This window comes from Pseudomonas sediminis (assembly GCF_002741105.1).
Lineage (GTDB): Bacteria > Pseudomonadota > Gammaproteobacteria > Pseudomonadales > Pseudomonadaceae > Aquipseudomonas > Aquipseudomonas sediminis.
This window is the reverse complement of record NZ_NIQU01000001.1, coordinates 735,466-756,570: the sequence shown is the minus strand read 5'-3', so window position 1 is coordinate 756,570 and position 21,105 is coordinate 735,466. Positions and strand designations below refer to the sequence as shown.

22 protein-coding genes are annotated in these 21,105 nt (G+C 63.3%); 14 read left to right on the top strand and 8 right to left on the bottom strand.

The features are described 5' to 3' along the window. Nucleotides 1–187 precede the first annotated feature (187 nt). Nucleotides 188–898 (top strand): hypothetical protein, encoded by a 711-nt coding sequence (locus CDO35_RS03615; protein WP_099522612.1) that lies wholly within the window; start codon nt 188–190, stop codon nt 896–898. Nucleotides 899–900: 2 nt separating this feature from the next. Continuing rightward, complete coding sequence (locus CDO35_RS03610) at nt 901–1,797, top strand: hypothetical protein (RefSeq protein WP_143507302.1); 897 nt, start codon at nt 901–903, stop codon at nt 1,795–1,797. Nucleotides 1,798–1,830: 33 nt separating this feature from the next. Here CDO35_RS03610 and CDO35_RS03605 read toward each other — a convergent pair whose 3' ends face one another. The 6 genes from CDO35_RS03605 to CDO35_RS03580 form a co-directional block, all read right to left on the bottom strand. Beyond that, nucleotides 1,831–2,313 (bottom strand): GNAT family N-acetyltransferase, encoded by a 483-nt coding sequence (locus CDO35_RS03605; RefSeq protein WP_099522610.1) that lies wholly within the window; start codon nt 2,311–2,313, stop codon nt 1,831–1,833. Between the two features lie 16 nt (nt 2,314–2,329). Then, nucleotides 2,330–2,884: a DUF4136 domain-containing protein gene (locus CDO35_RS03600; protein WP_099522609.1), complete on the bottom strand. Its 555-nt coding sequence runs from the start codon at nt 2,882–2,884 to the stop codon at nt 2,330–2,332. Nucleotides 2,885–2,905: 21 nt separating this feature from the next. Next, nucleotides 2,906–3,487, bottom strand: a complete 582-nt coding sequence (locus CDO35_RS03595; protein WP_099522608.1) for a DUF4136 domain-containing protein — start codon at nt 3,485–3,487, stop codon at nt 2,906–2,908. A 75-nt stretch (nt 3,488–3,562) separates the two neighbouring features. Beyond that, nucleotides 3,563–4,312 carry a methyltransferase gene (locus CDO35_RS03590; RefSeq protein ID WP_099522607.1) on the bottom strand — a complete coding sequence of 250 codons (750 nt, stop codon included), beginning with the start codon at nt 4,310–4,312 and terminating at the stop codon, nt 3,563–3,565. Beyond that, the gene (locus CDO35_RS03585; protein ID WP_099522606.1) at nt 4,309–4,614 is read right to left on the bottom strand and encodes a nucleotide pyrophosphohydrolase; all 306 of its coding nucleotides are present in this window, start codon (nt 4,612–4,614) and stop codon (nt 4,309–4,311) included. Before CDO35_RS03585 ends, CDO35_RS03590 begins: the two co-directional genes overlap by 4 nt. 223 nt (nt 4,615–4,837) lie before the next feature. Next, on the bottom strand, nt 4,838–5,695 hold the full coding sequence (locus CDO35_RS03580; RefSeq protein WP_099522605.1) for a MaoC family dehydratase: 858 nt from the start codon (nt 5,693–5,695) through the stop codon (nt 4,838–4,840). A 190-nt stretch (nt 5,696–5,885) separates the two neighbouring features. Here CDO35_RS03580 and CDO35_RS03575 point away from each other — a divergent pair, with 190 nt between their 5' ends. Then, nucleotides 5,886–6,878: an AraC family transcriptional regulator gene (locus CDO35_RS03575; protein ID WP_099522604.1), complete on the top strand. Its 993-nt coding sequence runs from the start codon at nt 5,886–5,888 to the stop codon at nt 6,876–6,878. Nucleotides 6,879–7,005: 127 nt separating this feature from the next. On the opposite strand, the gene CDO35_RS03570 is transcribed toward CDO35_RS03575, so the two are convergent. Beyond that, nucleotides 7,006–8,361: a 3-oxoacyl-ACP reductase gene (locus CDO35_RS03570; RefSeq protein WP_099522603.1), complete on the bottom strand. Its 1,356-nt coding sequence runs from the start codon at nt 8,359–8,361 to the stop codon at nt 7,006–7,008. Between the two features lie 231 nt (nt 8,362–8,592). Here CDO35_RS03570 and CDO35_RS03565 point away from each other — a divergent pair, with 231 nt between their 5' ends. From CDO35_RS03565 to CDO35_RS03540, 6 genes are all read left to right on the top strand, one after another. Next, nucleotides 8,593–9,870: an acetyl-CoA C-acetyltransferase gene (locus tag CDO35_RS03565; RefSeq protein WP_099522602.1), complete on the top strand. Its 1,278-nt coding sequence runs from the start codon at nt 8,593–8,595 to the stop codon at nt 9,868–9,870. A 393-nt stretch (nt 9,871–10,263) separates the two neighbouring features. Beyond that, nucleotides 10,264–11,703: a cytochrome ubiquinol oxidase subunit I gene (locus tag CDO35_RS03560; RefSeq protein WP_099522601.1), complete on the top strand. Its 1,440-nt coding sequence runs from the start codon at nt 10,264–10,266 to the stop codon at nt 11,701–11,703. 2 nt (nt 11,704–11,705) lie between these two features. Then, nucleotides 11,706–12,713: a cytochrome d ubiquinol oxidase subunit II gene (gene cydB / locus CDO35_RS03555; RefSeq protein WP_099522600.1), complete on the top strand. Its 1,008-nt coding sequence runs from the start codon at nt 11,706–11,708 to the stop codon at nt 12,711–12,713. Between the two features lie 10 nt (nt 12,714–12,723). Continuing rightward, entirely contained in the window at nt 12,724–12,873 is a 150-nt protein-coding gene (locus CDO35_RS03550) for a DUF2474 domain-containing protein (protein ID WP_099522599.1), read from the top strand. A 70-nt stretch (nt 12,874–12,943) separates the two neighbouring features. After that, nucleotides 12,944–14,386, top strand: coding sequence for a TldD/PmbA family protein (locus tag CDO35_RS03545; RefSeq protein ID WP_099522598.1), 1,443 nt, complete (start codon nt 12,944–12,946; stop codon nt 14,384–14,386). Next, nucleotides 14,386–15,705: a TldD/PmbA family protein gene (locus CDO35_RS03540; RefSeq protein ID WP_099522597.1), complete on the top strand. Its 1,320-nt coding sequence runs from the start codon at nt 14,386–14,388 to the stop codon at nt 15,703–15,705. Before CDO35_RS03545 ends, CDO35_RS03540 begins: the two co-directional genes overlap by 1 nt. A gap of 5 nt (nt 15,706–15,710) precedes the next feature. Here the strand turns inward: CDO35_RS03540 and CDO35_RS03535 are convergent, their stop codons facing one another. Beyond that, nucleotides 15,711–16,835 carry a methyltransferase gene (locus CDO35_RS03535; RefSeq protein WP_099522596.1) on the bottom strand — a complete coding sequence of 375 codons (1,125 nt, stop codon included), beginning with the start codon at nt 16,833–16,835 and terminating at the stop codon, nt 15,711–15,713. A gap of 226 nt (nt 16,836–17,061) precedes the next feature. Here CDO35_RS03535 and CDO35_RS03530 point away from each other — a divergent pair, with 226 nt between their 5' ends. The 5 genes from CDO35_RS03530 (at nt 17,062) to CDO35_RS03510 (ending at nt 21,105) form a co-directional block, all read left to right on the top strand. Further along, entirely contained in the window at nt 17,062–17,721 is a 660-nt protein-coding gene (locus CDO35_RS03530) for a GntR family transcriptional regulator (RefSeq protein ID WP_243699039.1), read from the top strand. A 235-nt stretch (nt 17,722–17,956) separates the two neighbouring features. Beyond that, nucleotides 17,957–18,856 (top strand): transporter substrate-binding domain-containing protein, encoded by a 900-nt coding sequence (locus tag CDO35_RS03525; protein ID WP_099522594.1) that lies wholly within the window; start codon nt 17,957–17,959, stop codon nt 18,854–18,856. A gap of 69 nt (nt 18,857–18,925) precedes the next feature. Continuing rightward, nucleotides 18,926–19,663, top strand: coding sequence for an amino acid ABC transporter permease (locus tag CDO35_RS03520; RefSeq protein WP_099522593.1), 738 nt, complete (start codon nt 18,926–18,928; stop codon nt 19,661–19,663). A gap of 2 nt (nt 19,664–19,665) precedes the next feature. Next, complete coding sequence (locus CDO35_RS03515; protein WP_099522592.1) at nt 19,666–20,358, top strand: amino acid ABC transporter permease; 693 nt, start codon at nt 19,666–19,668, stop codon at nt 20,356–20,358. Nucleotides 20,359–20,370: 12 nt separating this feature from the next. Beyond that, a complete protein-coding gene (locus tag CDO35_RS03510; protein ID WP_017361410.1) occupies nt 20,371–21,105 on the top strand; it encodes an amino acid ABC transporter ATP-binding protein in 735 nt (244 codons plus the stop codon).

Sequence of the window (21,105 nt, the reverse complement as noted above, 5' to 3'; positions counted from 1 at the left end):
AACTCTCGGGTATGTCCAGTGACTCTGATTACTACCATCCAGAATTGGCTACTGCAGCACGTATGTGAAAACCATTTGGATTCTGTGTGATGTGTCTGCTTTGCATGGTGGCCAAATAGCATTATCCTTGCGCGCCTCTCTTTGGCCCTTAGCGCCAGGCTCACTTACACAAACATGGATGAACACTATGAAAGGAATTCGTGCCGGTCTGGCTGTTGTATTCGTTGCACTGGCTGCATTGACCGGTTGTGCCACTCCTCAGCCGCCGGTTGCCATGGATCAAGCTTTCTGGGCTGAGAAGCAGGATCGCATCGGCATCGCCATCACCGAGATTCCAGCCCCTTCGGTGCAGATGACCGGGCAGCAGGGGCTGCTGGACGTTGCCGTCAACAAGGGTATGGCCTCAGGACTGACCAAGAAGGTCGAAAGTTGGGACTCCACCAGTCTGCGCGGCTTGCAGCAGAAGGTCGCCGAGCGCCTGCAAGATCAGGGCTATACCGTCAAGCTGCTGGACAAGCCCCACGACTTCAAGAACTTCAAGAAGGCCGAACGCAAGCTCGGGTATGCCGAGCTCGACATGACGCCGCTCAAGGCTCAGGAAGGGATCGATAAAGTGGTGCTGCTCATGCTGGGCGTTAACGGTACGACTCGCAGCTATTACGGCATGATCCCGACCAGCGATCCTGTGTCTGTGGTGACGATGGTTACCACCATTGTCGACCTGGATGACAACCGCCTGATCTACTTCCAGCCCTCGGCTGTAAGTCGTGCAGCGGAAGGCGAGTGGGATGAGTCGCCTGAGTATCCCAATCTGACCAATGCGTTCTACAAGGCGTTGGACGAAGCCGAGCAAAAGATGCTGCTGCCTTTTGACGCGCAGCAGCTATCCAGTAACTAATCGTGCGGCTTGGACTGCTCGGCGCAGGTCTGTTGGGGCTTGCGCTGTCAGGCTGTGCGACCGATGCAAACCTCTCTCCTGCTCGCAGCGACACATTGGAAATGCAGTTGGCACAGGGCTTTCAGCTGGTCATCGAAGCCCCGGAAGATGGTTGGTTGAATGCGGATGTAGTGATCGATGGTTCTCGGCTTTCCGAGGCTGGTGAGCAAACCTCCAGGCACCTCAGCGGTACCATGCAGGGCGTCGCGAACTCCGGTGCTGGAGTGGGTGGTGGTGCAGCCGTCGCAGGCACGGTCATTGGCTCGATGCTACTGGCCAATCTGTCGCAGTCGGCGATCGAGCGGGACGCTCGTCGGGCCGCCAAGGGCCAGATCGATCCTGTTGACCAGGCCCTGAGTGGTCACGACTGGGCCGACTATTACCACCTTGCGTACAGCCGAGAGTTGAGTAAGCAAGGCTATGCGCCGTCCCTGGCCGCAGATATAAGCCTGCGAATCGTCCCACGCGTGCGTTTCAGCGACAGCATGCAGGTGTTGCGTCTGGTGACTGAAGCTAGGCTGACCCAAGGCAACAAAGTTCTCTATGCCGGGCGCATCGAGTCGTTTGCCGAACCGATGCAATGTGAAGATTGCCTGAGCCTTTGGCTGGCGCAGGACGCGGCCCATTTGCATGCCGCTGCCAATGCTGGCGTGGATGACAGCGCCGCATTGTTGGCAAGCGACTGGCGCACGAGCAGATTCTCCGGTATCGCTAGTCAGGAGCAGACGCTGCGCTATCAGCTTGGTACGGCTCGTCATGTCGAACGCGGCCGTTTACTAGCGCTGGGAAACTCCCGCTCGGTTTTTCTTGATCTGCGCGGATGGCTGAAATCCATGCCGGTTGCTGTCGATGCCCGCTAACGAGCCGCCAGCAGGGCAAACCGCCGGCGAGCTCTAGAGTCGTTTTTCCAGCTGCACCAGGGCGACGCGGCTGCCATCTGGGGCGCGGCGTTCGACGATACCGACGGTCTGATAGCCAATACGGGTGTAGAGCAGCAGGCCGCCAGCGTTGGCGTTGAAACAGGACACCTTCATCAGCGGCGCCCTGTAGCGCTCGCGGGCGATCTGCTCCATCACTTCCACCATGTGTTGAGCCACGCCCTGGCTGCGCGCCCAGGGCGCCACCATCAGGTTGCCGAGGGCGCAGAATTCGCCGTGCTGCCATTGGTAGAAATTGGCGAAGCCGGCGACTTTCCCAGCCGTTTCCACCACGGTGCTTTCACGCCGCTCGGCAATGGCGGCAGCGAGCTGGCCAACATTGAGTGGCCAGATGGCCTTGGGGTAGCAGAAGAACAGTTCATCGATGTTCTGCGGGAAGCCGACCACGTCACCGAGGTCGGTGGCCGTGGCCGGGCGGTATTGCAGGTTTGCGTTCAAACGGGGCGGTCCTTGTTCAGCGCGGGGGATACTGAGAGAGCACCTGGGTGACGGTTTCGCGGATCGCCCGTTCGCGCTCTGCCGGTGTCGGTGGCTGGCTGCGCATCACCTGTTCACCGCTGCCGCGCCAGACCAGTTTGCCGTCTTTGCCGTCGTACAGGTCGATCTGCAGCGTCGCGACCTTGTAGTCCACACGGCGCGTTTCGGTGAAGGCCGGGCCGCCCCAGTAACCTCCCCAATAGCCGCCCCAGCCACCGCCGTACTGGGTGGTGATCTGGTCCTGACGCTCGTCGACGATCAGCACGCTCTGCACTTTCAGGTCGCCCTTGCCGTCAGCTGCTTGGCGCAGGCCGCGTTGCTCGAGCTGCTCGGCGACGGCCTGGCTGATTCGCGCTTCGGTGATATCGCTCTTCAGGCGTGCGTCGTCGGGTTGGTAGGCGAGCTTGTCGTCCATCCAGCTCCAGCTGCGGTAGGCGCCGAAGTCGCGACTGGGGTCGAAGTCGCGCTCCAGGCTGACGTTGGCGCAGCCGCTCAGGAGCAGCGCCGCGATCAGGTAGGACAGGTTACGCATGGTGCTCTCCAGGGCTGTCGATCAATAGGGTGGGTAGCCGTTCAGCGCGCTGCGGATGGCCGCACGCATGGCATCGGCCTGCGCCGCCTGGTCCTTGCCGGCCACGGCTTCGCCGCTGCCTGACCAGACCACCTGGCGGTCGCGTGGGTCGATCAGTTCGATGCGCACCACGGCCACTTTCTGTTCGTAGGTGCGCACGATGGGGACGCTGCCGTAGGCGCCGTAGCGGCGGTCCCAGTGGCTGCCGGTGCCGTAGTAGCCACCGACGTTGTCTTGGTATTGGCGCAGACGGGTTTCCTGGCTGATACGGGCGCTGACCAGCACGTCGCCTGGGCCATTGAGCGCCGGGCGCAGGCCATACTGGTCGAGGCCGGCGCTGACGCTGTCGGCCAACTGATCGCCGCCAGGCGCGCGGCCATCCAGCCAGCTCCAGCTGCGGTAGCGGCCGTAGTCACGCGGCGCGGCTGGGTAGGCGCTGCGGTCGAAGGTAGTGGCCGCTTCGGGCGGCGCCGGTGGCATGGGTAGCGACTCGGCCTGGTAAGGGTTCTTGCTCTGACAGGCGGCCAGCAGCGGCAAGATGAATAGGGCTATGGCGGTGCGCATGGTCGTCTCCGTGGTCGCGTGCGGCATCCCCGATGGTTTCAGGCTACGCCGGCCTGCCAGCTTCGTCCAACGCGCTCAGCGTGGTCGGCAGATCCAGTGCAGGTAGCGGCCGAGCCCCTCGAAGCTGGGATGGCGGCGGTGCGCCAGCTCCATTTCCAGCAGGTCGATCAGTTCGGCCTTGGCCTGGAATTGCTGCGGCATGTAATCGTGGAATACGCGTACGCCGCTACGGCTTTCGACCTGCCAGTCGGCGGCGAGTTGCGTGCTCAGCTCGCGCGGGTCGACCGGTTGCTGTGGCGTCAGGCTCTGTTTCTCACCGGCGAAGTGTTCCTTGCGCAGTTTGCGGAAATGCCCCTTGAGCAGGTTGCGGTAGATCAGCGCGTCCTTGTTGTAGAAGGCCAGCGACAGCCAACCGTTCTTGGCCGTCAGCTGGTGGAGCACCGGCAGGATGGCCGCCGGCTCGGCCAGCCATTCCAGCACGGCATGGCACAGCACCAGATCGAAGGGCTCCTGCAACTGGCCGAGCAGATCCTGCCAGGGTGCCTGGAGGAAAGTGGCATTCTGGCCTGCCTCGGCGAAGCGCTGGCGAGCACCTTCTAGCATGGGTTCGGCCGGCTCGGCCAGGGTGATCTGATGGCCACGTTGGGCCAGCCACAGGCTCATGTGGCCCAGGCCGGCGCCGACGTCCAGCACGCGCAGCGGGCGATCCGGTAGCGCTTCAGCGAGGTCAGCCTGCAGCACGGCGAGGCGGATGGCACCCTTGGCGCCGCCGTAGATCTTTTCGGCGAAACGGGTGGCGAGTTCGTCGAAGTGGCGGTCGCTCATTTGAGGAAGCGCCGTTCGTTATCGGCGAGCTTGTCCAGCACCGCCTGATTCATGTCGATACCCAGTTCACTGCACAGCTGCACGAGATACAGCACTACGTCGGCTACTTCCTGCCCGGCGTGGGCGAGCTGGTCGGCAGGCAGCTGGCGCGACTGCTCTTCGCTCAGCCACTGGAAGATCTCCACCAGCTCGGCCATTTCCACGCTGGCGGCCATGGCCAGGTTCTTCGGGCTCTGGTAACGGCGCCAATCGTTGTGATCGCGAATGGCGTGCATGCGGGCGGTGAGTTCAGCGAGGTTCATGGTGTGGCTCCGTTCGAGCCGCATAGCTTCGGCTCGAAAGGAGGCGACCGCAAGTCGTTGGCGGGAAGAGGTCGGCAAAGCAGCGACTTTTGTGGGAGCGAGCTCTGCTCGCGAAGCTTTTCCGCTGGCCAGGTTCGCGAGCAGAGCTCGCTCCTACGGCAACGCAGGATGCAATCCGGGGCGGATGTTCTCGACATAAGCTCCTGGATGACATCGGGCTACGTCAGACAGTCAACGGCTGCCAGCTCCCAGCCATATGCGGGGTGTCACCTTCGCCGATCAGGCGGAACTGGCCGCTGGCGCCAGGCTCGCTGGCTTGCAGGGCAACGTGGGTGGGCAGCAGCACGGGCTTCTGGAAGCGTACGTCCACCACGTAGCCGGCCTGCGGCAGGTGGGCGTGCAAGGCCGCGAGGCTGCGCGCCTTGTTCCACAGACCATGAGCGATGGCGCGCGGGAAGCCGAACAGACGTGCCGTTACGGCGTAGAGGTGGATCGGGTTGTAGTCGCCGGCCACGCGCGCGTAACGCCGGCCTGTATCGGCAGGGGCGGCCCAGTCGGCCAGTGGCGCCAGCTCCAGCGCCGGCTGTTCGGCGCGTAGCGGCGCCTGGCCGTCGAGACGCAGGGCGCGGCAGAGAATGCGGCTGTCACCTTCCCAGAGCAGGCCGAGCTGATCTTCCAGGCGGGTGATCAGGCTGAACGTGGCGCCTTTGTCATGCGGCTGCAGGTCGGTCACCTGCACGCTGATCTGGAACGGTCCGAGCCCGCCCATTGGGCGCAATACGCGGATACGGTTCTCCAGATGTACCAGGCCCAGCAGCGGGAACGGAAAGCGGCGGTCGGTGAGCAATTGCATCTGCAGACCGAAAGCCAGCACATGCGGATAGACCGGTGGCAGGTAGGGACTGTCTGCGATGGCGCAGACCTGGCGATAGCGAGCCAGGTGCTTCGGGTCCACGTCCACGCGGCAGCGCAGGCCGATATTGGGTAGCTGGCGGCCGGTCACCTTGCGACGCAGGGCCGCGCGCAGGAACAGGCCGGGCAGGGCCGGAGGTGTATCGAGGTCGAGCCAGTCGATGGCCATTGGCGAACTCCTTGGCGAATGAATGACAGCAGCTTAACCCTCAGACCTACACTGGCATTGGCTGTTCTGCCCAGCTTGTGTGCAGGCCAGTCAATCCGACCTGCGACGCGGTTTGCGCGCGGTGGCTCGCTGACCCTAAGATGGCGCCGCTCACGAAAAATGCTCACTAATAAGAAGAACAGCAGGAATCATGCGTGATCTGACCGACGATGTGGCGCTGATGCGCCCGGTAATCGATGCCCTGCGTGCCAGCGGAACCGATCCTGACCGCGTGCTGGTGCGCGTTGGCCTGCCTCCTGGTGGGCTGCCGGCTGGCCGCTTTCCTCACGCCGCCCAGGCGCCATTCTGGAAGGCCGCCAGCGAAGAGTGTGGCGAGGAGCATGTCGGCCTGTACCTGGCGCAGCACCTGCCCGCCTTCCATGGCCTGCTGCTGGAATACCTGTTTCTCTCCAGCGAAACCTTTGGCGTTGGCCTGCGCCACGCGCTGCGCTATGTGCGCCTGCTCTCCGACACCCTCAGCGCGCGCCTGGACGTGGAAGGCGACGTGGCCGTGCTGACCCTGGGACTGGAGGCCGATACGCCGCGGCACTTTCCGGAGATGCTGGCAGGGGCGGTGATCCGCCTGTTCGCGGCACTGACCGAAAACGATTTCCGCCCACGTGAAGTGCGCTTCATGCATGCCGAGGGCGCGCCCGCTGAGCGCTACCAGGCGGTCTATGGTTGCCCGGTACGTCTGGGCGCCGAGGACTGTGCACTGCTGTTCGATGCTGCAGTGCTGGACAAGGCCTCGCGCCACGCAGCCCCGGAATTGCTGCGCATGCACGAGTCGCTGGCGCGGCGGCAGTTGGCGGAAGTGGAGAGGCTGGACCTGGTGCGCCAGGTGCGAGAGCTGATTGCCGAACTGCTGGTCGATGGCGGCGCCACCCTGGAACAGGTGGCGGCGCGCTTGAACATGCCGGCGCGGCGCCTGCGTGAGCGTCTGGCCATGGCCGGGGTGCGTTTCAACGACCTGATAACCGATTACCGCTGCCGCCTGGCCAAGGAGCTGTTGCTCAAGACCGACGAGCGTATCGAAGTGATCGTCGAGCGTACCGGCTTCTCCGAACCGAGCACCTTTTACCGCGCGTTCAAGCGCTGGGTCGGGGAAACGCCGGTGGAATTTCGCAAGCGCGGCAAAGCTTGATGCCATCCCGTGGGAGGGGCTTTAGCCGCGAGCGTCGCCGCTAAAGCGCCTCCCACAGATAGTCACTCGCCCATGACCCTAGGGTGGGCCGGGCGGCGATCCGCTTCAGCCCACCCTCGCAACGGTCTCAAGCCCCCAACAAACTTTGCCCGCACACGCGCAGCACCTGCGCAGTCACTGCGCCGGAACCCGGCTGGGCGAACCAGGCCACGGCCTCGGCGACGTCCTGCGGCAGGCCACCCTGACTCATCGAGTTCATCCGTCGCCCGGCCTCGCGGATGCCCAGCGGAATGGCGGCGGTCATCTGGGTTTCGATGAAGCCAGGGGCCACCGCGTTGATGCTGATACCTTTCTTCGCCAGGGCCGGCGCCCAGGCCTGAGCCAGACCGATCACGCCGGCCTTGCTCACCGCGTAGTTGGTTTGACCCATATTGCCGGCGATGCCGCTGATCGAGGCGATCAGCACCACGCGGCCATTGTCGTGCAGCTTGTCGGCGTCCAGCAACGCCTGAGTCAGTACCTGCGGCGCCTTGAGGTTGACGTCGATCACCGAGTTCCAGAACGCGTCGCTCATCTTCGCCAGGGTCTTGTCGCGGGTGATACCGGCGTTGTGCACGACGATGTCGAGGCCGTCGGGCAAGGCTTCGACCAGGCGCTGCGGCGCATCGTCGGCGCAGATATCCAGGGTCACGGCGCGTCCACCCAGGCGCGCCGCCAGCGCCTGCAGCGCATCGGCCGCCTGTGGTACATCGAGCAGCACCACCTCGGCGCCGTCACGGGCGAGCACTTCTGCGATAGAGGCGCCGATGCCGCGCGAGGCGCCGGTGACCAGCGCTTTCTTGCCGGCCAGCGGGCGCGTCCAGTCCCTGACTTGTTCACTGCAGGCGCCGAGCCGCAGCACCTGGCCGGAAACGTAAGCGCTCTTCGGCGAGAGGAAGAAGCGCAGCGCGCCTTCCAGTTGCTGCTCGCCACCCTTGCCGACATACAGCAACTGCACGCTCCCGCCGCGACGAATTTCCTTGCCCAGCGAGCGGGTAAAACCTTCCAGTGAGCGCTGCACGCTGGCGGCGGTTGGGTCTTTGAGCGACTCGGGCGCACGCCCCAGCACTACCACACGAGGGCTGTTGGCCAGCCCCTTGAAGGCGGGCTGGAAGAAGTCGCGTAGCTCGATCAACTGCTCGAAACGGGTCAGGTGGCTGGCGTCGAAGACCAGCGCCTTGAGCTTGGGGCCGTGCTCGGCGGTCCAGCGGGGCAGGTCGCGCTGGCCGTCGCGCGCGGCGAACAACTGATCCGTGAGCTTGCTGGCAAAAGGCTGGATGGCCTTGACCAGGTCGCCTTCACCGCCGAACAGCAGGGCGCCATCGATCGGTCGTACGCGGCCGGCCATCCAGCGTTCCAGGCGCACAGGCGCCGGCAGACCGAGGGCGCCAACCAAACGGCGGCCGGTGGAGGAGTTGGCGAAGGCGAGGTAACGATCAGACATGAAGGGCTCCTGCGGGCGAATCGAAAGTCGTGTCACTGTACGCGGCAGTCGGCAAAGCGCAATTGACTCTGTTGCCTCACGCGCCGGCGAGGCGGCCAATGTTCGCGGCTATTCAAGGTTTAGCCTGTACGACCATAGGGCTAAAGTGTATGTCTCATGTTTCTGGGAGCCGGCTGACGGGCAATAGTTCGCCACAGGCTTCTTCGATTTCTCGACCAGCAAGGAGTCCACATGACCCAGTTGCGCCGGGTCGCCATCGTAGGCGGCAACCGTATTCCGTTCGCCCGTTCCAACACCGTCTACGCCAGGGCGAGCAATCAGGAGATGCTGACCAGCGCCCTCGAAGGGCTGGTGGAGCGCTTCAATCTGCATGGCGAGCGCCTCGGTGAGGTGGTGGCCGGGGCCGTGCTCAAGCACTCGCGGGACTTCAACCTGACCCGTGAATGCGTGCTGGGCTCGCGCCTGGCGCCGGAGACTCCGGCTTACGACCTGCAGCAGGCCTGCGGCACCGGCCTGGAAGCGGCGATTCTGGTGGCCAACAAGATCGCCCTCGGGCAGATCGACTGCGGTATCGCCGGCGGTGTCGACACCACCTCCGATGCGCCCATCGGCGTCAACGAGGGGCTGCGGCAGATCCTGCTGGAGGCCAATCGCAGCAAGAGCACCGGCGACAAGATCAAGAGCCTGCTGAAGATTCGCCCGCGCCACCTGGCTCCGCACATTCCACGCAATGGCGAGCCGCGCACCGGTTTGTCGATGGGCGAGCATTGCGAGCTGATGGCGCAGCGCTGGGCCATCCCGCGTGACGAGCAGGACCAACTGGCGCTGGCCAGTCACCAGAATCTCGCGGCGGCCTACGCCGAGGGTTGGCACGATGACCTGATGACGCCGTTTCTCGGTCTGACTCGCGACCAGAATCTGCGCCCGGACATCAGCGCCGAGAAACTCGCGACCCTCAAACCCTGCTTCGAACGCGGACCGCGCGGCACGCTGACCCCGGCCAACTCCACGCCGCTGACCGATGGCGCCTCGCTGGTGCTGCTGGCCAGCGAGGAATGGGCCAAGGCCCGCGGCCTGCCGGTGCTGGCCTACCTGCGCGATGGTGAAGCGGCAGCGGTGGATTTCGTCCAGGGCAAGGAGGGGCTGCTGATGGCACCGGTCTATGCGGTACCGCGCCTGCTGGCGCGCAACGGCCTGACCCTGCAGGATTTCGACTACTACGAGATTCACGAGGCCTTTGCCGCCCAGGTGCTGTGCACCCTCAAAGCGTGGGAGGACGCCGACTACTGCAAGGAGCGCCTGGGCCTGGACGCGCCGCTGGGCTCCATCGACCGCAGCAAGATGAACGTCAAGGGCAGTTCGCTGGCTGCCGGTCACCCTTTTGCGGCCACCGGCGGGCGTATCGTCGCCAACCTGGCCAAGCTGCTGTCGGTGGCCGGTGAGGGGCGCGGCCTGATCTCCATCTGCGCGGCCGGCGGTCAGGGTGTGACCGCAATCCTCGAGCGGTAATCCAATACGGGTGGTCGTAAGTCATCGCGACCACCCGATGTAAGCAACTCCGTGATTCGAGCGGCCCGTGTAGCGCGTGGCCGCTCTTTTTTGCGCGCCGAACGGCTGTGGGAGGGGCTTCAGCCGCGACAAGCACTCGCAGCGTGCTGTTCTCTGCGAACGCTGCGGTGGCCTGTCGCGCGGCAAATCACCACAGCGCCAGTTATGCCTTTAGCGGCTAGTCTTTTAGTGCGCATTGATCCAGATCAATACGTCTTTTCGCGCTTTACTCAGCAGCTTCTCGGCTGCAGACCACTTCCATAAGAACAATTTCAGCTCGTTTGACTCCAACACCTGGAGTCTATGGATCGGCTTGCGTGCTGGGGCCGAAATAACCCTGAATGAGGATGTGACATGTTCGGCCTAGAGGCGCTCGATCTCGCCCGAATCCAGTTTGCCTTCACCATTTCCTTCCACATCGTCTTCCCGGCCATCACCATCGGTCTGGCCAGTTACCTGGCGGTGCTCGAAGGTCTGTGGCTGAAGAGCGGAAATACCCTGTACCGTGATCTCTACCACTTCTGGTCGAAGATCTTCGCGGTCAACTTCGGCATGGGCGTGGTCTCCGGCCTGGTCATGGCCTATCAGTTCGGCACCAACTGGAGCGCCTTCTCCGACTTTGCCGGGGCGGTCACCGGGCCGCTACTGACCTACGAGGTGCTCACCGCGTTCTTCCTCGAAGCGGGGTTCCTCGGCGTCATGCTGTTCGGCTGGAACCGCGTCGGGCCTGGCCTGCACTTCTTCTCCACGGTGATGGTGGCCATCGGCACGCTGATCTCGACCTTCTGGATTCTCGCCTCCAACAGCTGGATGCATACGCCGCAGGGCTTTGAGATCATCGATGGCCGGGTGATCCCGGTGGACTGGTTCGCCGTGGTGTTCAACCCATCGTTCCCTTATCGCCTGGCGCATATGGCGACCGCGGCGTTTCTCGCCACCGCCTTCTTCGTGGGGGCTTCGGCGGCCTGGCACCTGCTGCGCGGGCGTGACAACCCGGCTATCCGCAAGATGCTCTCGATGGCGCTGTGGATGGCCCTGCTGGTGGCGCCGATACAGGCTTTCATCGGTGACCTGCATGGCCTCAACACCCTCAAGTACCAACCGGCGAAGATCGCCGCCATTGAAGGGCACTGGGAAAACGTCGGTGACGAGCCGACTCCGCTGATCCTCTTCGGCTGGCCGGACATGCAGCGTGAGGAAACCCGTTTCAAGGTGGAAATCCCCGCGCTCGGTAGCCTGATCCTGACCCACAGTCTGGACAAGCAGGTGCCGGCCCTGAAGGACTTCCCGCCGGAAGACCGCGCCAATTCCACCATCGTGTTCTGGACTTTCCGCGTCATGGTCGCCATGGGCCTGATGATGATCCTCACCGGTCTGTGGGGCACCTGGCTGCGCCGCGGCGAGCGGCTGTACACCTGCAGGCCGTTCCTGCATCTGGCGGTATGGATGGGCCCCAGCGGCATCATCGCCATCCTTGCCGGCTGGTACACCACCGAGATCGGTCGTCAGCCGTGGATCATCCATGGGCTGATGCGTACCGCCGATGCTTCGTCAGGGCATAGCGCGGCGCAGTTGGGCTTTACCCTGGCGCTGTTCGTGGTGGTTTATTTCGTGCTGTTCGGTGCGGGGATCGGCTACATGCTGCGCCTGGTGCGCAAGGGGCCGAAGATCGACGAGGGCAAGGAAGCGTCCGAAGGCGGGCCAGGCCAGCCGCGTACGCCAGCGCGTCCGCTGTCGGCGGCTGAAGAAGGCCTGGAAGATGGTGAAACCGACACCTTGCCGGAGAGGAGCTGAACATGGGTATCGACCTTCCGCTGATCTGGGCGGTGATCATCGCCTTTGGCGTAATGATGTACGTGGTGATGGATGGCTTCGACCTGGGTATCGGCATCCTCTTTCCCTTCGTCCGTGACGACGGCGAGCGCGACGTGATGATGAACACTGTCGCGCCGGTCTGGGACGGCAACGAGACCTGGCTGGTACTCGGCGGTGCCGGCCTGTTCGGCGCCTTCCCGCTGGCCTATGCGGTGGTACTCGACGCGCTTTATCTGCCGCTGATCCTGATGTTGCTGGGGCTGATCTTCCGTGGTGTGGCCTTCGAGTTTCGCTTCAAGGCCAAGGCCGCCAAGCGCCATCTGTGGGATAAGGCCTTCATCGGCGGCTCGCTGACTGCCACCTTCTTCCAGGGCGTGGCACTGGGTGCCTATATCGACGGTTTCGAGGTGGTCAATCGCAGTTTCGCCGGCGGTGCGTTCGATTGGCTGACACCCTTCTCGGTGTTCTGCGGCCTGGCGCTGATCGTGGCCTATGCGTTGCTCGGCTGCACCTGGCTGATCATGAAAACCGAAGGTCGCTTGCAACAGCAGATGCATGACATGGCGCGGCCACTGGTGTTCGTGGTGCTGGCGGTGACCGGCATCGTCAGTCTGTGGACGCCGTTCGAGCACCCGGCGATCGCCGAGCGCTGGTTCAGCCTGCCGAACCTGTTCTGGTTTATGCCGGTGCCAGTACTGGTGCTGCTGTGCACATACGCACTGCTGCGTTCGGTGGCCAACAACCGTAACTACTCGCCATTTTTGCTCACCCTGGCGCTGATCTTCCTCGGCTACAGCGGTCTGGGCATCAGCCTGTGGCCGAACGTGATTCCGCCATCGATCAGTATCTGGGAGGCCTCCGCACCGCCGCAGAGTCAGGGCTTCATGCTGGTGGGCGCGTTGTTCATCATTCCCTTCATTCTCATGTACACCGCCTGGAGCTATTACGTGTTCCGCGGCAAGGTGACGGTGGATGATGGCTACCACTGAGGGGCGTGAAATGACCAAGGTCGAGCAGGATAAAAAGCCGCTGTGGCAGCGTTTGGGTTGGCTGGTGCTGATCTGGGCCTGCAGCGTCACCGCGCTGGGCATCGTGGCCTGGCTGTTGCGCCAGTTCATGAGCGCGGCGGGGTTGGGGACGCCGGGCTGAGCACGCGGTTGATCCCGGCGCGTGCTTGTTCCCATACTGGCCTCCTTTCTTCGCACGCCAAGGAGGCCCGATGTTCGCCCTCAGCGACACCCTCAAACGCCGCTTCGCCGCGCTGAAATCGACTGCCGACTACTGGTCTCTGCGCCATGTGCGCGAGAGCAGGGAGTCCTACTGGGTGCGGCGGCGTGTGGCGCAGGCGCCTTCCTTCGTCGACGATGCTGGCGCCATGTTGACCGTACGTATCGCCGGTGTCGAAGCCTATGCGGCCACCAGCGATCTCAGTCAGACTGGCTTGCAGGCTGCACTGGAGCGCGCCGAGCAGATGGCACGTACCTTGGCTGGGCATAACCTGCTGGATCTCGGCAGTCTGCCGTACCCCACCGAACACAACGACGATGTGATGCCAGGCTACGAGCAGCCGCTGGCGGGCGCTGCCCACTGGTTCGAGCTGTTGATGGCAGAGTCGGCATTGATTCCCCAGGATGCGCGTCTGGTCGATAGCCACGTCGGGCTGACGTTCACCTGCCATGAGCAGATATTTCTCAACAGCGCGGGCGCCTGCCTGCGGCGCGCCCAGCGCTATGTATTCCCGCAGGTGGGCGTTACCGCCAGCGACGAACACGACAGCCAGAGTCGCAGCTTCGGCGGCACGCATCTGGCGCGCCAGGGCGGCGCCGAGGTGTTGCAGCAGTTGGGTGTGATCGGCAGCGCTGCGCGCATCGCCGATGAGGCCTTGCAACTGCTGCTGGCGCCCAACACCCCGAACAGTTCGCGCGATCTGTTGCTGATGCCAGACCAGATGATCCTGCAGATTCACGAGTCTATCGGCCATCCGCTGGAGCTGGACCGCATCCTCGGCGATGAGCGCAATTTCGCCGGTACCAGCTTTATCCGTCAGAGCGATTTCGGGCATTACCAATATGGCTCGCCGCTGCTCAATGTCAGCTTCGATCCGGCCGTGCCTGGAGAGTTGTCCAGCTACCGCCATGACGATGACGGCACGCCGGCCGAACGGCAGCTACTGATCCGAGACGGCATCCTTCAGCGTCCGCTCGGCGGCGCGCTGTCGCAATGGCGCAGCGGCTTGCCAGGGGTGGCTAACAGCCGCGCCTGCAGCTGGAACCGGCCGCCCATCGACCGTATGGCCAATCTCAATCTGGAGCCAGGCGATCAGCCGCTGGCCGAACTGATCGGCGGTATCGAACGCGGGATTCTGATGAGCAACAACCGCTCCTGGTCGATCGACGACGCGCGCAACAAATTCCAGTTCGGCTGCGAGTGGGGCCAACTGATCGAAAACGGCGAACTCAAGGACGTGGTGAAGAACCCTAACTACCGAGGCATCAGCTCGCGGTTCTGGCGCAACCTGCGTGCGGTAGGGGACACCAGCACCTTCGAGGTGATGGGCACACCCTATTGCGGCAAGGGTGAACCCAACCAGGTGATTCGCGTGGGGCACGCCTCGCCGGCCTGCGTATTCGCCGATATCGACGTTTTCGGAGGGGCGGTCTGATGGATGCACGTCAGCATTTCAGCGCGTTGTTCGAGCATCTGCAGGCGCAAGTCTTGGGCGAGGAGGGTTTCACCCTGGCCTATGGCGCCGAGGTATCCAGCTTCATCCGGTTCAATCAGGGGCAAGTGCGCCAGGCCGGCGATGTGCAGCAGGTCTACGTCACCCTGTCTCTGTACCTGGGGCAGCGCCATGCCGAGAGCAAACTGGCACTCAGCGGTGTGCTCGATGAGGATTTGCCGCGTCTGCAGCAGATAGTGCAGCGCCTGCGAGGCGTGCTGCCAACCTTGAGTGATGACCCTTATCTGCGCTTGAACCGTGAGGCTTGGCGCAGCGAGGTGGCGAGTGAAGCAGGTTCGCTCGACAGTGCGGTCATGGCGCAGCAGATCGTCGCTGCGGCTGCTGGTCTGGATCTGGTTGGCTTTCTGGCCGTGGGGCCTCAGTACCAGGGCTTCGCCAGTTCCTGGGGCGCATTCGGCTGGTACGCCGCGAGCAGTTTCAACTTCGAATTCAGCCTGTTTCACGGCAACGGCCAGGCAGTGAAAAGCGCCTATGCCGGTGAGCAGTGGGACGCCCAGGCGTTCGCCCGCAAGCTGGACCGCGCGCGGCTACAACTGGAGTTTCTCGGCCGGCCGGCGAAGTCGCTGCTGCCGGGGGGGTATCGCGCATACCTGGCACCGGCTGCGCTGGAAGAACTGGTCAGCCTGTGCTGCTGGGGCTTCGGCGCCCAGGCGCTGGCGTCGGGTGGCAGCCCTTTGCAGCGGCTGTTCAACGGTAAATCCGAACTCAGCTCGTTGGTGACCATGGACGAGCGCATCGACGGCGGCCTGGCGCCGGCCTTTACCGCAGAAGGGCCGCGTCGGCCGTTGCGCCTGATCAGCCAGGGGCGACCCGGCGAGCGCCTGGTCAGCTCGCGCAGTGCCGCGGAATATGGCCTGATCACCAATGGCGCGTGCAGCGGCGAATACCCGCTGTCCTTGGAGATGCATGGTGGTGAGCTGGACGAGCAGGACGCGCTGCAACAGCTCGGCACCGGGCTGTATATCGGCAACCTGTGGTACGGCAATTTCTCCGACCTGCCCGCCGCACGCCTGACCGGCATGACCCGTTTTGCCACCTTCTGGGTCGAGGATGGGCAGATCCAGGCGCCGGTCGACACCATGCGTTTTGACGATTCGCTGTTCGACTTCCTCGGCCTGCAGCTGGAAGCCCTGACCCGCGAGCCGGAGCTGCTGCTGCCGGGCGGGACCTACGGCGCCAGGCAGACCGGCTCGATGGCGTTGCCGGGCGCGCTGCTGTCGCGGTTTACTCTGACCTTGTAGAGAACCTATTTTCTCGCCTTGAGCACCACGAACTTCGGATTGGCCGCCACCTGTTCGACACCGCGGAACAGCCGGGCCAGCTTGGCGTGGTAGCCCAGGTGGCGGTTGCCGACTATCCACAGCTCACCACCGGTGACCAACGCCGCGCGGGCCTGCTGGAACATGCGCCAGGCGAGGAAGTCACCGACCACCTGCTGCTGGTGGAAGGGCGGATTGCACAGCACCAGATCCAGCGAGTCAGCTGGCTGCTCGGCCAGGCCATCGCCAGCGCGTATGGTCACTGGCCGATCACCGAGTGCCGCCCGCCAGTTTTCCTGCGCTGATTGCACGGCCATGTACGACTCGTCCACCAGCGTCAGCTCCGCTTGTGGGCTGCCCAAAGCATAGGCGATGCCGAGCACGCCGTTACCACAACCCAGATCGGCGACGCGGACGCGGCCGAGGTGGCGTGGCAGATGCGGAAGAAAGGCGCGGGTACCGATATCCAGGCCGTCGCGGCAGAACACATTGGCGTGGTTGATCAACTCCAGCGCCGGTTTATCCAGGTTGTAGCGAGTGGGGTAGGGCGAGTGCGGCGGCGCCTTGGTTTCAGGCGTGGCTACGAGCAGCCGGGCTTTCTTCACCGCCAGCGAGGCTTGCACCGGGCCGATGTATTGTTCCAGCAGATCACCGGCAGCGCGCGGCAGGTGTTTGATCATTGCCCCAGCCACCACACGGGCATTCGGCGCCAACTGGTCGTGCAGACGGATCAGTTGTTCCTCGAGCAGCGCCAGGGTCTTCGGCACGCGGATCAGTACCCAGTCGAACGGCCCCTGCGGCGTTTCGCTGGACGTCACAAAGCGGACCGCCTCCACCGCCACACCATTGCGCGCCAGGTTCTTCTGCAATGCCAGATGGCCGAGGTGCGAGTCGCCGCTGCTGGTCACCTGGCAGAGTGTGGCCAGCGAGCAGGCGAGGGCGCCGAAGCCATCGTTGAGCACCAGCACCCGGCTCGTGGCGTCGATGCCCTGCTCGTGCACATGACTCAACAGGTATTCGTCGGCAGCATCGAAGGCCTGCAGAGGTTCGTTCTGCTGTTCGGGCTGGCGAATCAGGTCGAGGTCGGCGAATGGGGTGACGAGTGACGGCATGGCAGGCGTTTTCCGGAGGCGTGTGGAGCTGGCGCATCATAGCCGCTGGCGTCGCTGCACCCCAACATTCCTGAAGGCAGCCTCATGTGCTGCTGGACAAGTGTGTGCGCCAGTGGCTAAGTCTCACCCAGCGGTCTGGCGGGCGATCTGCCGGCAGGCCTTGGTAAGGCATGAGCGAGAGACAAGATTGAGCGTTTCCGAAGCAAGACCCATCCGGCGCCGAACGTTGCACAGTGAAATCGTCGACCATCTGCGTGAGCTGATCGTCAGCGGCGAGCTGGAGCCGGGTCAGAAAATCCCCGAGAAAGCCCTGTGTGAACGCTTCGATATCTCGCGCACCCCGCTGCGTGAAGCGCTCAAGGCGCTAGCGGCCGAAGGCATGATCGAACTGTTGCCGCAGCGTGGGGCCCGCGTGGTCACCATCACCGATGAGGAGTTGCAGGAGCTGTTCCCGATCATCGCCAGCATCGAGGCGCTGGCTGGCGAGCTGGCCTGCGAGAAGATCAGCGACGCGCAGATCGACGCCATCCGCCAGATGCACGAGGACATGATCGAAGCCTATCGGGCGTCACGCTCGTTGGAGTATTCGCGGCTCAATCGAGCCATTCACTTCGCCATTTTCGAGGCGGCCGACAATGCGTCGTTGCTGGCGCTGTACCGCAACCTGGAACTGCGCATTCGCAACATCCGTCACACCGTGCGCCAGGCCCCGCGGGATTGGAAAGAGGCGGTGACCGACCACGAAAAGATCCTTCAGGCCGTCGCTGCCCGTGATGGCAGTCGGCTCGGCAAGATCATGCGTCAGCACGTGATGAACACCGCGCGTACGGTGCGTCATTCCATCGACGAGTTGCAGGACTCGGCGCTCGTCAGCGATCAAGAATAGTCGCTCACCTTCTGCATAAATCCCTCTCTTGCTGGGCTTTTTACGCCCGATATTCGAGCATCTGCGCGAAAAATTGCTCTATCTTCGTGCAATTAAAATGAATTCATTATTTATTATTCTTTTTTGTTGACGGTGCCCTTTACCGTCCCGCAGAGTGGCCTGGCGATGCTTGCTAGGGCACGCCGGCACCACATGAAAGGGAGCCGTTGCGCGATAACAAAACAGGGGGCAAACCATGAAGAAGATTTTTGCGGCTTCGTCGATGATGCTGATGTTCGCAGCAGCGGGAGTGTCGGCACAGGAAGGCACACTGGCTAAGATTGCCGAGCTGGGAGAGATCAGCGTCGGCCACCGTGATGGGGCTGTGCCCTTTTCCTACTACGACGATCAGCAGCGCCCCATCGGCTATGCCATGGACCTGTGCGCGAAGGTCGTCGATGCGATCAAGCTCAAACTCGACGAGCCGGAGCTGAAGGTCAGCTACCTGCCCGTGACCGGCGCCACCCGCATGCCGTTGCTGGCCAACGGCACCATCGACATGGAGTGCGGCACCACCACCAATAATGCCGAGCGCCAGCGTCAGGTGAGTTTCTCCAACACCTATTTCGTTGCTGGCGTACGCATCCTCTCCAAGAAGAGCGCTCCGATCGAAACCATGGCCGATGCCCAGGGCAAGACCGTGGTCACCCTGGCCGGCACTACCAGCGTCAAGGTCATCAGTGAGATCAATGCCGCGCAGAACCTCGGCCTCAACGTGTTGAGCGTGAAGGACCTGGCCGAAGGCATGCTCACCCTGCAGACCGAACGCGCCGTGGCGCTGATCTTCGACGATGTGTCCATTGCTGGCGCCGCCGCGACCTCGAAGAACCCCGGAGACTTCGTCATGTCCGCTGAGCCGCTGTCGGTCGAGCCATACGGCATCATGCTGCGCCGTGGTGACGATGACTTCAAGGAACTGGTCAACGCCACCCTCGACGAGCTGTACGCCAGCGGTGAAATCAACGCCATCTACGACAAGTGGTTCGTTCAGGCGATTCCGCCGCGTGGCATCAACATGAACTTCCCGATGTCCGGCCAGCTGAAGAAGGTCATTGCCGAGCCCACCGACGATCCGAACCCAGAGCTGTATCGCTGATCGAGCGTCGCCGAACCCGGCCGGCATTCGCGCTGGCCGGGCCATGACATGCACTGGATGGGCTAGGCCATGAGCTACAACTGGAACTGGTGGATCTTCTTCGAGCCTTCGCTCGATGGCACCAATACCTACCTGATGACGCTTATCTGGGGCGCCTGCTGGACGGTCGCCACGGCCATCGGCGCTTTCACCATCGCCCTGGTGCTTGGCTCACTGGTCGGCGTGGCACGGACCTCGCCGCTGGCCTGGATGCGCGCGCTGGGCACCGGATTCGTCGAGCTGTTTCGTAACATTCCGCTGCTGGTACAGATGTTCCTCTGGTACTTCGTGCTGCCGGAGCTGCTGCCCACCGACCTGGGGCGCTGGTTCAAGCAACTGCCCAACGCCGCGTTCTACACGGCGGTGATCTGCCTGGGCTGCTACCACGCCGCGCGAATGGCCGAAGTGGTGCGTGCCGGGCTCGAGAGTCTGTCCCGTGGGCAACGCATGGCCGGGCTGGCCATGGGCCTGACGCTGGTGCAGACCTACCGTTATGTGCTGTTGCCAATGGCCTATCGCATCGTCGTGCCGGCCATCACCTCCGAATTTCTCAGTTGCACCAAGAACACCTCCGTCGCCCTGGCCATTGGCCTGATGGAGCTGACCGGCAGCGCCCGTGCGATGCAGGAAAACAGCTTCCAGACGTTCGAGGCGTTCACTGCGGCAACCACCCTGTATCTGGTGCTCAACCTGATCATCGTCTTCGCCATGCGTGCCGTCGAGCGCAAGGCCGCTGTGCCGGGCTACGGCCTGCGGAAGGAGAGCTGAACATGTTTGGCAGTTTCGACCTGGGAGTGGTGGTCGACTCGCTCCCCTATCTGTTCTACACCGGCATGAGCTTCACCCTGACGCTCACGCTGTTCGCCACCATTGGCGGCATCTTCTTCGGCTCGCTGTTAGCGATCATGCGTCTGTCGCGTTACCGCGCGCTGTCGATGTTCGCCGGTGGCTACGTCAACCTGCTGCGTTCGCTGCCGCTGGTGCTGGTGATCTTCTGGTTCTACTTCATGGTGCCCTTCGTGGTGCAGTGGATCACCGGCGCGCCGCGCCCGGTACGCATCGACCCGTTCTGGTCGTCGGTGATCACCTTCACCCTGTTCGAGGCCTGCTACTTCTGCGAGATCATCCGCTCCGGTATTCAGTCGCTGCCCAAGGGCCAGACCCAGGCGTCGATGGCGCTGGGCCTGACCAATCGCCAGAGCCTGTTCTACGTGGTCTTGCCACAAGCACTGCGTAACATGCTGCCGCTGATGCTCACGCAGACCATCGTCTTGTTCCAGGACACCTCGCTGGTCTACATCCTCTCGATCACCGACTTCCTCGGCGCCGCGGCGAAGATCGCCCAGCGTGACGGTCGCCTGCTGGAGATGTACGTCTTCGCTGCGCTCGTCTACTTCGTGATCTCCCTGCTCGCCTCCTATGCCGTACGCCGCCTGCAAAAGCGCGTCGCCATCATTCGTTAAGGGCCCTTCGTCATGATTACGATCAGCGATGTCTGCAAATCCTACGGATCGTTTCAGGTGCTGACGCACTGCTCGACCACCGTTGCCAAGGGCGAGGTGGTAGTGGTGTGCGGGCCTTCCGGTTCCGGAAAGTCCACCTTGATCAAGACGGTCAACGCGCTGGAGCCCATCGACAGCGGTGAAATCACCGTCGATGGCATCAGCGTCACGGCCAAGGACACCAATCTGCCCAAGCTGCGTTCGCGCGTCGGCATGGTGTTCCAGCACTTCGAGCTGTTTCCGCACCTGTCCATCATGGAGAACCTGATGCTGGCGCAGATCAAGGTGCTCGGTCGCAGCAAGGCCGAGGCCGAGAAGAAAGGCCTGCAACTGCTCGAGCGTGTCGGCCTCAAGGAGCACGCGCACAAGCATCCCGGCCAGCTCTCGGGTGGCCAGCAACAGCGCGTCGCCATCGCCCGTGCGCTGGCCATGGATCCGGTGGTGATGCTGTTCGACGAGCCGACTTCGGCGCTCGACCCGGAGATGGTCAACGAGGTGCTCGACGTGATGGTGCAGCTCGCCCACGAGGGCATGACCATGATGTGCGTGACCCACGAGATGGGCTTCGCGCGCAAGGTCGCCGACCGGGTGATCTTCATGGACGCCGGGCAGATCGTCGAGGACTGCCCGAAGGAAGAGTTCTTCGGCGACATCAACGCCCGCTCTGATCGCGCCCAGCAGTTCCTGTCGAAAATTCTCTCTCACTAA